The following is a 13587-nucleotide window of genomic DNA, read 5'->3' on the forward strand; positions in this document are numbered from 1 at the left end:
CTATCTGCTTTGACTATTGAGCGATTATTGATTGACATCAATCTGTTGAATCGTATTGCAATAAATAAGTTGAATGGCAGATCAGAGTTTTTGGACGGTCGGATGCTTTATTATCCGAAATGAGAACCGCTCCATAATGATGATATTAGAGCACCGGGCGTCTTGATGGGTGCCCAAAGGTCGCTCTAACACTTTAAAATCAGAGCATGATTTTACCTTAAACTGATCCAGGTTTAAGGAATTATGCTCTAGCGGAATGGGGACTTTCGAATGCGTCTGTTGGGTGCGGTTCTTATCGCGAGTTTCATCGCGTCCAATCTTCCAGCCCATGCCGAATTTGAGAGGGAACTCGGCCCACTCGCCTCGGCAGGGTCTTCACAAATCATTCAGGGATGGACCGGAACCAAACAAGACGGTTGGTTTGTCCTCAACAATCAGCAGGCAGGCGGAACCGAGCAGACATTGGTGGTTCAAGCCGGGCCAGCACCTGCCGAAGGTCGTGCTACCAGCGTTAGGATTGCAATCAATTCTTCCAAGCCCGGTGCTTCGCTGGGGCTAATTGCGACAAATCCTGCGAATAGCGCCATTTGCCTGATGGAAGTGATTGCCGATAAGAGTGCCAAGCTCTTCTGCATGGAGAACGGCAAGCGCCAGGATATTGCTACCATCCCGAATGCAGCCAAACTTGACGGCACGGATGTCATCGAAATGGTCGATGTGCCCGGTGTAACGCGGTTTCTTCTCAATGGAAGAATGATTGGCGACGTTCAGGGTTCGGCAGCGCTTGGCGCGCAGATCGGCATCATGGCCTATGAGACCGGCGTATTTGCGATTACCGATTTCAATATCACATCCGATGGCCAGAATGTGCCTACCCAGCCGGTCACCCCAAGCCAACAAACCGGCGGAGCGCCGCAGACTGCTGATACGGGCGCGCAAACTGCGCCCCAAAATGGCGGCGACGCTCCTCAGCCCGTAGCAGGCTCTGGTGCCCCCTCAGGTCCGCTGCCGGAGTTTGGCGGCGACAGTGGCCGCATTGCTGCAGTTTATTACGGATTGGTGCGCAGCATTTTTGCGCATGAATTCGGACATGCGCTGATTGGAGAATTGCAGCTGCCATCGACCGGCCCCGAAGAAGATGCTGTCGATATTTATTCTGCTTTGCAGATTGTCGAGCCGACAATGTATCCGTCCGGTGACAAAGAAATCGACGATATGGCTATCGGAAGCGCGAGCTATGCAGCGCTGCAGTGGTATTATAGTGGCAAAATCAATGAGATGAAGGGCAGCTCACCTTCTCCGTGGCAGGACGAGCATACAGCCGATCTCAAGCGCTTTCGTAATATGCTTTGCATCATGTATGGCGGCAATCCGAAGGTTTTCAGCTCGATTGCCGACGGCGTAAAACTGGATGAGCGCACTCGTTTTCGCTGCTCTGACGAATTCAACAAGCAAAATCGTGCATGGCGTAAGATTCTTGCCCCTCACACACGTTCTGGCGAATGGCACCCGGAAGGCGAACAACCTGCCAATGCGGCCGGTGCAGCGATCAAAACGGTCTTTCAGCCATCCTCACGTAGAGTTGGTGATTTCTATGCCAGTAAACTTTCAAGCGCTTTGACAGGCTATTTCGATAACTTGTCCCAGACTTATGTGCTGCCGCGACCTTTAACAGTCACGTTCCGCGACTGTGACCAGCTCAACGCATGGTATGATCCGAAAGAAGGATCGATCACCATGTGCTATGACCTGTTCGAACATCTGGCGGTCATGATTTCCGATGTTGAAATGGGAAGTGCTCCAGCAGATTCTGCAGGCCAGCAACCAACTAATGCTTCTGCGCCGGCTTCTGGTGCCGCGGCAGGTGCAGTCGTTGATGAATTGCGCGATGACGGCGTTGCGGCGAGCATGGTTCTCTTTCAGTCGCCTTATACCGGGCCAACACCCAATAAACATGCCAGGGCTACGATAATCACAACTGTTGAGGTTGCAAAGATCATCGCAAATGGCCGTAAAACCCTGTTCGTTGATACCAGCGGTCTGCAGGAAACCATGCAGAATGCCTTTTCTTTGCCGGATGCCGGGCGCGATGGAAGCGTTACAGATAGTCTGCAGGAAGCGCTCGACGAATGGCTGAACGAAAAAGCTGGCGGAGACAGAAGTGTTGGCGTGGTATTTTTCGGCAAAGGTATGAACGACCGTTCGTCCTATAATGCCGCATTGCGCTCTGCCACACTCGGCTGGACGACGTTCTGGTATCGTGGCGGACTGGAAGCATGGACAGGAAATGGCTTGCCGGTGAGCAAGTAATTTCTGCGGGTTGATTGTTGATCTCTGTTAATGCAATTGTCGTAATTATATTGCATCAACGGTAATGAACGAATGAACGAGCTCAAAGCCCTCAAGACGTTTCTGCTGGCAGCGGAGAAGCGCAATTTCGCGCAGGTTGCGCGAGAGCTGGACATGACGCCCGCTTCTGTAACGCGAACCATCGCAGCGTTAGAAGAAGAGCTTGGCGTTCAGCTCTTCGTGCGAACGACCCGACAGGTTTCGCTCACGACGGATGGGGCTGTTTTTGCAGCGCGTATCGAACCAGCAGTCAACGCGCTGGAGACGGCGCGACTTGAACTCATGAATGTTCATAAGGCTGATCAAGGGCGTTTGCGGATCAATGCGCCGATGTCGCTCGGCCAGCAGGTCCTTCCGCAAATACTCTCTGCTTTTCGGGATGTTTATCCAAAGATCGAGATTGAATTATCGCTGACCGACCAGATGCTCGATATCGTCGAGCAGGATTTCGATCTTGCGATCCGCATTTCCGGTGCGCCGTCGGATAAATTCACGATCTGGCGCAAGATCATTGAAATCAAACGCATTTTGGTGGCTGCACCCGGTACGCCATTTATAGATGTCGCGCATCCGGGCGAGCTGACATCAGATGGATGTCTGGGCTACAGCTCGGAAAGTCGGCGTGAAAACTGGGCTTTGTCGGATGGAAGTTCGACGGTCAATGTTTCTGCCGGGCGTATGATCAGTGCCAATAATGGTGAAGTTCTGGCCAATATGGCAGCGGATGGGGCAGGGGTCGCCATGCTGCCTGTGTTCATCGTGGCTGAACATTTGCGCACGGGGCGTCTCGTGCATATCCTGCCGGAATGGTCGCCGCCGCAACTTTGGCTTACGCTTTATTATCCGCCATTCCAGAAGTTGCCGCCGCGTATTGCGGCTTTCTCAGATTTCTTTGAGCGCGAGATCAAGGCAATTGTTACCCGGATGATCTGACGCCCAATAGCATGTGTCAAAAGCAACAAAAGGCGGAGCCTGAGGGCTTCGCCTTTTTGTATTCTACCGGCTTGCGCCGATATTAGTTCTGATAGCTTGAAGGCGATGCGTCGCCAAAGCGATGAGCAGAGCCGTCCTGATAGGTGGTCGTCTGACCAATGGAAGCGGTTGCAGTGTTATCAACCTGCTGTGTTGCAACTGGCGTGCGGTCATTTGCATAAAGATCGGCAGGTTCACCAACATGTGGGTTTTCAGCGAAAGCTGCACCGGCGCTAAGAGCAACGGCTACGGCAGCAAGAGCAAACTTTTTCATTTTTCTATTCCTTCTTCATCGCCCTTTGGATGGCATCAGTGCTTCCGGGGCACCGGGGTGGCACCAATGCCATCCACCGGGGAGATAACTCGTATGCGTTGATCTGATGTAGTCAGATTGAAACGCGGTTTGGTAAACTGGGCTTAGTTCTGGAAGCTCGAAGGCGATGCATCACCGAAGCGATGAGCCGAACCGTCCTGGAACGAAGACTGACCAATCGAAGCGGTTGCAGTGTGATCGACCTGCTGGGCTGCAACTGGTGTGCGGTCATTTGCATAAAGATCGGCAGGGGTGCCAACATTTGGATTTTCAGCGAAAGCAGCACCGGCGCTAAGGGCAACGGCTACGGCAGCAAGAGCAAACTTTTTCATTTTCTATCTCCTTGGTTTTGTGAAGCGACGTTGTGTTCGTCGTTTCGATGACCAAGAGATAGGCCTTTCAATCGGCTGCGCCTAGCTACCGTTTGGTTCACAGATTGTATCTCAAAGAGTAGACAATAAACCCTTGAAACGGGCAGAATGTCCAAGACGACACGGTTTATTCAAGTATATGTGAACAGTGTAAGGCGGAAAAATGGCAGAATAAGGTATGTCTTGATGAGACGCTAAACGCCTGCAAAGGTCAGGAATTTACAATAAAACCATGTTCCTGCGTGCTATTTGTTCAGGACTTGAAGTGGGCTTTCAGGTAGGAATGTTGGCAATTCTACGTTGGTTCCGAATGTGAACTCCAACAACCAAACAAGTTTAGGTGAATGGCGGTATCGGCTGGGGGGAGTTTTGAAATCGCATTTTGACAATGATTGTATCGGTTCACGTTTTGGTGTTCCTGATGCTCCGGCTCTAACGACGGTTCCTTTGAAGGTGGCGCAGTTCAATGTGACGAAGTTGCATAGAAAGCTTGGCCGCGATGAAACGCCGAAGATCGATATCCCGGCCAGTGACGCCTATTTCATGATGCTTTATCTCGCGGATACCGTTCACGGTGACGTCGAGAATGGCGAGCGCTTTCTTGCGCCAAAGCTTTACCCGCAGAATACGGTCTGCCTTATTGACATCAAGCAGGGCGCTTCAATTGTTCTTCATAGCAACCTGCACGCATTGGCCTTCGTGCTGCCACGCACATTGTTTGCCGAAACCTCGGCACTGACGGCTTCTGATGTAGCCAAGGATCTGCGTTGCCGACGCGGCGAGGCGGATGAGGTGATTGCCAATCTGGGAACAGCCCTTCTGCCGCTATTTGATTATGCCAATACATTTCATCCGGCATTGCTACAGCACATAGCGACTGCACTTTGCGCGCATCTTCTGCATGAGGGAGCAAAGCCGGAGCTTGCCGCGATCTCGGAAGAAACTGGCCTTTCAATCTGGCAGGAAACAGGCGCCAGGAAGTTCATGTCGGAAAACTATGGCGAAGACATTTCCGTGACCGAAATCGCAGCTTCCATCGGTGTGCCGGTTGGTGAATTCAGCATTCGTTTTCGCAATAGCACAGGCATTGGGCCGGAGGCCTGGTTAATGGCAATCAGACTCGAACACGCCAAGCTTCTGCTGAAAGATCGTTCGCTGACAATCAAGCAGGTTGCGAGCCGCTGCGGCTTTTCAAGCGAGAGCGCATTGGCAAGCAGGTTTGTCGACACCACAGGTGTATCGCCCGGCCTGTGGCGAAAATCGGTTTATCACTGATGGTGTCCAGTTTTGAAGACGGCCATTCGGGCAAAGATAAGAGTGACGCAATGGATCGTGCGGAGCAGACAACACCCGGTATCACCAAATCGCTGATGCAAATGTCGGCGATGACTGTCATGCGCCGCCATCTTCCGGGCGAGGCGATGCCGCTCGAAGATGTGTTATCCAATGAGGAAGCCTTCAGTATCACCACCCAGCTCACAGACCTTCGACTGCAGAAGCTCTGGTGTGGTGGAAGTCTGGTCTATGATGGGGCGCGAAACGAGGGGTCGTTAGCAATTGCAGAACTCAGCCGGGAGTGGAAAAGGCACCAGCTATCACCTTTCGACGATATAGAGTTCCGGATTCCTTTCGCTGATATTCGTGCTTTTGCAGAGGAAGCCGGACGTCCGGAATTCAGGACGCTGCAGAATGTTCATTGTGCGACTGACAACGTTGTCCTCGGTTTGGCGCGAGCCTTGCTGCCTTTTCTGGATCGCCCGGACCTGGCGAGTACAGTGTTTCTTGAACAGATCGAACTCGCTATTATGGTTCATCTCACCCAAACCTATGGCGGGCTTTATTTTCCCCATGAGCGCAAGGGCACTCTTTCTCTGAAGCAGGAACGTCGGGCAACCGAGTTTCTCGCCGCACATCTCAATGCCGATTTTTCTATTTCAGATGTGGCAGATGCCTGCAGCCTGTCTCGCAGTCATTTCATGCGGGCTTTCAAGGAAACCTTTGGCAAGACGCCTTATCGCTGGCTGATTGAATATCGGGTCGCGCAGGCGAGCGACATGCTGATTGCGGGTACATCGATTGCCGAAATTGCTTTGTCCTGTGGCTTTGCAGACCAAAGCCACTTCACGCGGGTCTTTTCGGAGATTGTCGGCGAAGCGCCTGGCATGTGGCGCAGGCGTTATCGCAAAGCGTAACGTTGCCGTTTATGAATTAATGCTTTTGCGCCATTGGCCGGGCGCTGCACCAATGGCCTTTGAGAAGACACGGGTAAAATGGCTTTGATCGACAAAGCCGCAATCGACGGCAATTTCACTCAAGCTCATCCGCGTCGTGCGCAGCAGGTTCGCGGCTTTCTCTACCTTGCGCTTGAGCAGCCATTTGTGCGGTGGCATTCCCGTGCTGATCTTGAAGGCGCGGGTAAAATAAGACGGAGATAATCCGCAGAACTGGGCAATGACGGCAATAGGGATATCGCCATCGAGTTTTGAATCCATGATTGCCATTGCGCGCTTGAGCTGCCATGGCGCGAGCACGCCGGTCGGGGCCGGAGCGCGCAGTTCGGCCGTGCCATAAGTCGCAGCCATGTGCATGGCAAGCGCCAGCCCGACATGATCGACAAACAGGCGGCTTGCCTGCGCGGGATTTTCCAATGCGGGCAAAAGTGCTTCTGTCAGGCCGCGAATGGTATTGTCGGCAATGTCTGCACCCGGCAGAACATTGAAGTTTTCCACCTTTCGAGAACCGAAATCTTCTTCCAGAGTAACAAGTGCGCTGCGTGGAAGATAGAAATTCACGCAATCGAAGGCCGACTTCAGATCTGCCTGCCAGATGCGGTTATAATCATAGAGCGTGAAGTTGCCTTTATGGCTTGCAGGAAAATCCAACTTCTTGCCATCCACCCAGAGATCACCATGATAATCCCTGAGCTGTACTGAGAGCATGAAGGCATCTTCAGTGACATGCTGATCGACAAAGCCGAAATTCGGAGCGCTGCGTGTAATCCGCGTGGCCGTCACCATCCCCTGGTTGAGCACGCTTGAATAAACCGTCGTATCCTCCTTCGGGCGTATATATTCCATATACTGATTGCTCGCCGAAGTGTGTCGCGACATGTGAGGTTTCCTCTGGTGGGTATAAGTGGACCATAGCAGTCTTGTACAAAGCACGCGATAAAAACATCCAATTTTTGCGACTGGATGACAAGAAGGGTAGCAGCTCGGCAAGCCATAATGGACGCCTGGATACCAAGAGCTTTAACGCGCGTCTTTTTTAGGATGTGCTTCATGCCGAGGAAAGATATGGCCCTGACTGCAACCGCTACACCGGGATCGAAACTGCTGACGCCGTCTGATCACACGCTGATCATGATCGATTTTCAGTCGCAGATGTCCTTTGCAACCAAGAATATCGACGCTGTAAACTTGCGCAACAATGCGGCGTTGGTCGCAAATGGTGCCAAAGGCTTTGGCGTTTCGACCATTCTGACAACGGTTGCGGAAAAGAGCTTCTCCGGCCCGATGTTCAACGAAATCACCGATGCCTTCCCCGGTCAGGTGCTGTTCGACCGTACCTCCATGAATACGTGGGAAGACGAATCCGTCATCGATGAAATCAACCGCATCGGCAAGAAGCGTATCGTTCTCAGCGGTCTCTGGACGAGCGTTTGCATTGTCGGTCCTGCTTTGTCGGCCCTTGATCAGGGCTTTGAAGTCTACGTGATTTCCGATGCCTGCGGTGATGTTTCCGATGAGGCGCATAATCGCGCCATGGACCGTATGGTGCAGGCAGGCGCACAGCCGATGACATCGCTGCAATATCTGCTTGAACTCCAGCGCGACTGGGCGCGCACGCAGACTTACGAGATGACAACAGGAATCGCCAAGAAGTTCGGCGGTTCTTATGGTCTGGGTATCATCTATGCCAAGACCATGTTCAACGCCTCCGAAGGTCACTGATCAACTATCGCCAACTGGAGGTGTGCCTGTGAAAATCTATGTTTTATCGCTGTTTGCCGGCATTCTGGTTGGTGTCATCTATAGCTTGCTCAATGTTCGTTCGCCCGCGCCACCGATGGTGGCGCTAATCGGACTGTTAGGCATTCTGGCTGGCGAGCAGATCATTCCTTTTGCAAAGTCCATTATGGCTAAAGAACCTGCAGTTATTTCATGGCTGCATCAGGTCAAACCGCATGTATTCGGCCATATGCCATCCGGGCAGTCGGTCGCAGAACGTAAGGGTGCGAAGCGAAACGGTGATGTGTAATTTGCTTATCACGCGTGTGCGGAAATGGGTACATTTTCCAGATAAGCCTGCCTGCCCCAAGCAATTTCTTTGAGCGATTCCTGCTATTAATTCAGCGTAGGCCACAGAAGGTACGATTTCATGACCGCAGATATCATTCTCTATAACGGTGAATTCACGACACTTGACCGCACAAATCCCGCAGCTTCGGCTGTCGCAATCAAGGACGGCATTTTTACCGCGGTCGGTACGGATGAAGAAGTGCTTGGCCATGCAGGCTCTACGACCCGCAAGATCGATCTGAAAGGTCGTCGTGCCTTGCCGGGTCTTATCGACAACCACACTCACGTTGTGCGTGGTGGTCTCAACTTCAATATGGAACTGCGCTGGGATGGGGTGCGTTCGCTGGCCGATGCCATGGACATGCTCAAGCGGCAGGTAGCTGTAACGCCCGCGCCGCAATGGGTGCGCGTGGTTGGTGGCTTTACCGAACATCAGTTTGCCGAAAAGCGTCTTCCAACCATTGAAGAAATCAATGCGATTGCGCCTGATACGCCGGTCTTCTTGCTGCATCTTTATGATCGCGCACTTCTCAATGGTGCAGCGCTCCGTGCTGTCGGCTATGACAAGAACACGCCAAACCCTCCAGGTGGTGAAATCCTGCGTGATGCCAATGGCAACCCGACGGGCCTGTTGCTTGCCAAGCCCAATGCAGGCATCCTCTATTCGACGCTCGCCAAAGGTCCAAAGCTGCCGCTGGAATATCAGGTCAATTCGACCCGCCATTTCATGCGTGAGTTGAACCGTCTTGGCGTGACCGGTGTGATTGATGCGGGTGGCGGATTTCAGAACTATCCGGATGACTATGAAGTCATTCAGCAATTGTCCGACGAAGGTCAGATGACTGTGCGTCTGGCATATAATCTCTTCACGCAAAAGCCGAAGGAAGAGAAGGAAGACTTCCTCAACTGGACGGCTTCGGTGAAATACAAGCAAGGCAACGACTATTTCCGTCACAATGGCGCGGGCGAAATGCTTGTGTTTTCCGCCGCCGATTTTGAGGATTTTCGTCAGCCGCGCCCGGATATGGGGCCGGAAATGGAAGATGATCTGGAGGAGATCGTCAGAATTCTGGCTGAAAATCGCTGGCCATGGCGAATGCACGCTACTTATGACGAAACCATCAGCCGTTCGCTTGATGTGTTTGAAAAGGTCAATAAGGACATTCCGCTTGAAGGCCTGAACTGGTTTTTCGACCATGCCGAGACCATCTCGGATCGCTCGATTGATCGTATTGCAGCACTTGGCGGTGGTATCGCCGTGCAGCACCGCATGGCCTATCAGGGTGAATATTTCGTCGAGCAATATGGTCATGCAGTGGCAGAAGTGACCCCACCGATAGGCAAGATGCTCTCGAAAGGCGTGCATGTCTCGGCAGGTACGGATGCGACGCGCGTTGCATCCTATAATCCGTGGGTTTCGCTGTCATGGATGATTACTGGCAAGACGGTTGGTGGTATGCAGCTTTATCCGCGCCGCAATTGTCTCGACCGTGAAACAGCGCTGCGCATGTGGACGGAAAAGGTCACATGGTTCTCCAACGAAGAAGGTAAGAAAGGCCGCATTGAAAAGGGTCAGTTCGCTGATCTGGTGGTGCCGGACAAAGACTTCTTCAATTGCAGCGAAGACGAGATTTCATTCCTGACGTCCGATCTGACCATGGTTGGCGGCAAGGTTGTCTATGGTGCAAACGCCTTCAAAGATCTGGATGACAACCCAATTCCGCCTGCAATGCCTGACTGGTCGCCGGTGCGTAAATTCGGGGGCTATGCGGCATGGGGCGAGCCGGAAGGTGCTGGCAAAAACAGCCTTCGCCGCACTGCAATCTCCACATGCGGCTGCTCGAACAGTTGTGGCGTTCATGGGCATGATCATGCGGCAGCATGGGGTTCACAGTTGCCAATCGGCGATCTCAAAGGCTTCTTTGGAGCGCTGGGCTGCGCCTGCTGGGCAGTTTAAAGCGCAACTTGTTCGGAAAGCCGTTTCATACGGTTTAGGACGTGCGCTCATTCAAATTACCCCGGCGCCGTAGTCGGCGCCTGGGTTATCTGGAGCCAGTGTGGTGGCTCAGCTTACGAAAATCCAATGCAGAACTGATCGCTTAAGTTTTTGGTCTGTGTAGCCCGCGCGCACGGATTACGACCAACCATGCGTCAATAATTACATTTTAGACAATAGTATCGAAATAATTATTGCAATTGTTTGCAGTGGTGCAATGGCGCAATATCCACCCATCGAACAACGCAACAGGCAGAAAGGTGACGCTGCAGCATCTCTGTCAAAATTGGAAACCGGTTTTGAGAACAAGATGCACTTAAAAGCCGACTACAGCGTCCGCACACAGAGAATGAAAAGCACTTCCACAATCATCAACCGTCGCGACATTCTGCTTACAGGCGCAGCACTTGCTGCAACGATTTCACTGCCAGCCGGTTTGGCTCTCGCAGAAACAACTCAGACCAACACCACCAACATCTCATCCGAAGGAGAAAACACCATGGGCTTTATCACCACAAAAGACGGCACCGAAATCTTTTACAAGGACTGGGGCTCGAAGGATGCACAGCCAATTATGTTCCATCATGGCTGGCCACTGAGCTCGGACGACTGGGATGCCCAGATGTTGTTCTTCCTTTCAAAAGGCTATCGCGTTATCGCCCATGACCGCCGTGGTCACGGTCGTTCGGCTCAGGTTTCCGAAGGCCATGATATGGACCATTACGCTTCTGACGCCTTTGCGGTTGTTGAAGCGCTTGATCTCAAGAATGTCGTGCATATTGGCCATTCGACCGGCGGTGGCGAAGTCGCCCGCTATGTCGCCAAGCATGGTGAACCGGCAGGTCGCGTTGCTAAGGCGGTTCTGGTTTCCGCAGTCCCTCCGCTGATGCTCAAGACAGAAGCCAATCCGGAAGGCCTGCCTATGGAAGTGTTTGACGGCTTTCGCTCAGCGCTTGCAGCAAACCGCGCCCAGTTCTTCCGCGATGTTCCTTCAGGCCCATTCTATGGTTTCAACCGTGATGGTGCGAATGTGCAGGAAGGCGTAATCCAGAATTGGTGGCGTCAGGGCATGATGGGCGGCGCAAAGGCGCATTATGAAGGCATCAAGGCTTTCTCTGAAACCGACCAGACGGAAGACCTCAAGGCTATCGGCGTGCCAACACTGGTTCTGCATGGCGAAGACGACCAGATCGTGCCGATTGCGGATGCCGCACTTAAGGCGATCAAGCTTCTCAAGAACGGCACGCTCAAGACCTATCCGGGATTCTCGCACGGTATGCTGACGGTCAATGCCGATGTTCTGAACGCTGATCTCCTGGCTTTCATTCAGGCTTGAATGTTGAAATGATAAAAGATGCGGCGGGGAGACTTGCCGCATCTTTTTAAACTTTTAGCGATAGGTTTTGATTGCTGATTAACGGGCAGGGGATGGATAGGATGAATGCGGGTGCGGAACGCGGCGAATTTGTAAGTCTGATTGCGCCAATACTGGAGCCAATGGCATCCGCGCTTGAGTTCTTCGGTGTCTCCGTCATCATTATCGGCGTGGCCGTTGCAACGCTTATCTATCTCAAGGATGTGTTCGTTGTATCGGGCGAGAATGCCTATACCCGCTACCGCGCAAATCTCGGTCGCGGCATTCTGCTTGGCCTCGAAATCCTGATCGGTGCCGACATTATCGCTACCATCATTTCGCCGCTCACGTGGGAAAGCGTTGGCTTGCTGGGCCTTATCGTTCTGATCAGAACCTTCCTCAGCTTTTCGCTGGAAGCGGAGATCGACGGCGAATGGCCATGGAAGCGCCGTCGCCGCGAGCGGAACATCGCAGGCGGCGACTAATTGTCATCGAGCGGCTTTGTCTAGCCGATGGATAGCAGCTCCCTCGAAAGCCTGTTCATGCTTTGCGCACCGCTTTCGGTTATCAGAAACTGTTCTTCGATCATCAGCGCACCGAGCCCATTGGCGTAAAACGGTGTTTCCAGCGCCAGCACCATGTTTGGTTCAATCAGCATTTCGTTGCTGCTTGAGATAAACGGCCATTCTTCAATGCCAACGGCCGCACCCACCGAATGGCCAAAATGGCCGCGATAATATTCGCTGAAACCGCGCTTACGCATGATGCCAAGCATTGCCGCATGGACATCGCAGAACCGCGTACCGGGCTTTAACAGCGCTTCGCCCACCGCAAAGCTTTCCTGCAACACCTTGTAGATCTCGCTGGCAAGCGGATCGGGCTTACCGCAGACATAAGTGCGCGCACCATCTGAAGAATAACCGTTGATGAGCGTGCCGACATCGGCTTTCACAAGATCACCTTCTTTAAGCTCGGCCTTCATGTCCTGAAGATCAGGGCCGGTCGAGATATAAGCCCAATGCCCGGAAAGAACCTGACCATTCTGGCTGGCTTCCTGTGTGGCACCATCAAGCCAGGCTGCTGAAAGCGCATTCAGGCTGGAACCACGTCTGGCGGTGTTCAGCATATTTTCCAGCCCGCTTTCTGCATAATGGGCTGCATTTCGCAGATACTCGATTTCCCGCGCATTCTTGATAAGGCGCAGGCGCTTGAAGAGAATGGAAGCATCTTGCCACTCAACCGATGGAAGTGCTTTTTTGAGAGCTGCAAAATCAGCTGCTGGCATGAACTCCAGATCAACACCGATACGCGCTTTGGAAAGCCCACGCTCTGCCAGCAGATCACTTAAAAGCCTGAAAGCTGCATCCTGATCAAATGTCTCGGCGCGCGGGCCGACATTGTTTGCCTGCCTGTAGGCCACATTGATGTCTTCAATTGTTCTGGCATTTTCTACCGTCACCATATCAATCCAGATGCGGTGGGTGCGGAAATCGATTCTGTCGCCAAGATGCGCGGCAGCAGCATAGGCATGATCGCTGATGACCACGCCGAGTTTTGCATTTTCATCGGCTGGCACCAGCGCAATTGCCGAACCCGCCCGACCCCACATCGTCGCAACACCGGCTGCAACACCAGTCGCATAGCGGAAGTTTTCGGGCTGAAACAGCGCAAGCGCATCAAGCCCTGCTGCTCTCAGAAGAGACTGGCTTCTGGTGCGATCAATCTGGCTCATCATGTTCTCTCAATGCGATTTAGGATGCAATTTCGGCCACTGGATCAACAGGCCGCAATTCTACATCTCCAGCCTTTGGTTTGTAGTCGTTTATATAAGAGCGAGTGGCTTGATAACTCAATTTTGGCTGTTGATAGTATCAGCCTATGGTGAAGGATAAATCATCTACCAGTTTTGTTTATTATAGAATAAACTTCTA

The 13587-nt window shown here is 52.5% G+C and carries 13 protein-coding genes; 9 read left to right on the forward strand and 4 right to left on the reverse strand.

The genetic code is table 11. The features are described from left to right. The first annotated feature begins 270 nt into the window (after nt 1–270). Nucleotides 271–2310 (forward strand): DUF4344 domain-containing metallopeptidase, encoded by a 2040-nt coding sequence (locus KMS41_14545; GenBank protein ID QWK80122.1) that lies wholly within the window; start codon nt 271–273, stop codon nt 2308–2310. Nucleotides 2311–2382: 72 nt separating this feature from the next. Beyond that, complete coding sequence (locus KMS41_14550) at nt 2383–3282, forward strand: LysR family transcriptional regulator (protein ID QWK80123.1); 900 nt, start codon at nt 2383–2385, stop codon at nt 3280–3282. Between the two features lie 82 nt (nt 3283–3364). On the opposite strand, the gene KMS41_14555 is transcribed toward KMS41_14550, so the two are convergent. Together KMS41_14555 and KMS41_14560 are read right to left on the reverse strand one after the other, a co-directional pair. Beyond that, the gene (locus KMS41_14555) at nt 3365–3595 is read right to left on the reverse strand and encodes a hypothetical protein (protein ID QWK80124.1); all 231 of its coding nucleotides are present in this window, start codon (nt 3593–3595) and stop codon (nt 3365–3367) included. Between the two features lie 143 nt (nt 3596–3738). Next, the gene (locus tag KMS41_14560) at nt 3739–3966 is read right to left on the reverse strand and encodes a hypothetical protein (GenBank protein ID QWK80125.1); all 228 of its coding nucleotides are present in this window, start codon (nt 3964–3966) and stop codon (nt 3739–3741) included. A 408-nt stretch (nt 3967–4374) separates the two neighbouring features. Here KMS41_14560 and KMS41_14565 point away from each other — a divergent pair, with 408 nt between their 5' ends. Both KMS41_14565 and KMS41_14570 read left to right on the forward strand, forming a co-directional pair. Continuing rightward, entirely contained in the window at nt 4375–5280 is a 906-nt protein-coding gene (locus KMS41_14565; GenBank protein ID QWK80126.1) for an AraC family transcriptional regulator, read from the forward strand. Then, nucleotides 5280–6197 (forward strand): AraC family transcriptional regulator, encoded by a 918-nt coding sequence (locus tag KMS41_14570; protein QWK80127.1) that lies wholly within the window; start codon nt 5280–5282, stop codon nt 6195–6197. Before KMS41_14565 ends, KMS41_14570 begins: the two co-directional genes overlap by 1 nt. A gap of 9 nt (nt 6198–6206) precedes the next feature. Here the strand turns inward: KMS41_14570 and KMS41_14575 are convergent, their stop codons facing one another. Then, entirely contained in the window at nt 6207–7115 is a 909-nt protein-coding gene (locus tag KMS41_14575; protein QWK80128.1) for an AraC family transcriptional regulator, read from the reverse strand. Nucleotides 7116–7307: 192 nt separating this feature from the next. Between KMS41_14575 and KMS41_14580 the strand changes: the two genes are divergently transcribed. The 5 genes from KMS41_14580 to KMS41_14600 all read left to right on the forward strand — a co-directional run bounded on the left by KMS41_14580 (nt 7308) and on the right by KMS41_14600 (nt 12141). Then, nucleotides 7308–7958, forward strand: coding sequence for a hydrolase (locus KMS41_14580; protein ID QWK80260.1), 651 nt, complete (start codon nt 7308–7310; stop codon nt 7956–7958). Nucleotides 7959–7986: 28 nt separating this feature from the next. Next, complete coding sequence (locus KMS41_14585) at nt 7987–8265, forward strand: XapX domain-containing protein (GenBank protein QWK80129.1); 279 nt, start codon at nt 7987–7989, stop codon at nt 8263–8265. A gap of 120 nt (nt 8266–8385) precedes the next feature. Then, nucleotides 8386–10263: an amidohydrolase gene (locus KMS41_14590; protein ID QWK80130.1), complete on the forward strand. Its 1878-nt coding sequence runs from the start codon at nt 8386–8388 to the stop codon at nt 10261–10263. Between the two features lie 388 nt (nt 10264–10651). Then, entirely contained in the window at nt 10652–11638 is a 987-nt protein-coding gene (locus KMS41_14595; GenBank protein ID QWK80131.1) for an alpha/beta hydrolase, read from the forward strand. 101 nt (nt 11639–11739) lie between these two features. Next, nucleotides 11740–12141 carry a DUF1622 domain-containing protein gene (locus tag KMS41_14600; GenBank protein QWK80132.1) on the forward strand — a complete coding sequence of 134 codons (402 nt, stop codon included), beginning with the start codon at nt 11740–11742 and terminating at the stop codon, nt 12139–12141. Between the two features lie 20 nt (nt 12142–12161). Here KMS41_14600 and KMS41_14605 read toward each other — a convergent pair whose 3' ends face one another. Further along, nucleotides 12162–13388 carry a Xaa-Pro peptidase family protein gene (locus KMS41_14605; GenBank protein ID QWK80261.1) on the reverse strand — a complete coding sequence of 409 codons (1227 nt, stop codon included), beginning with the start codon at nt 13386–13388 and terminating at the stop codon, nt 12162–12164. Nucleotides 13389–13587 lie beyond the last annotated feature (199 nt).

Source organism: Ochrobactrum sp. BTU1, from assembly GCA_018798825.1.
In the GTDB taxonomy this organism is placed as follows: Bacteria; Pseudomonadota; Alphaproteobacteria; order Rhizobiales; family Rhizobiaceae; genus Brucella.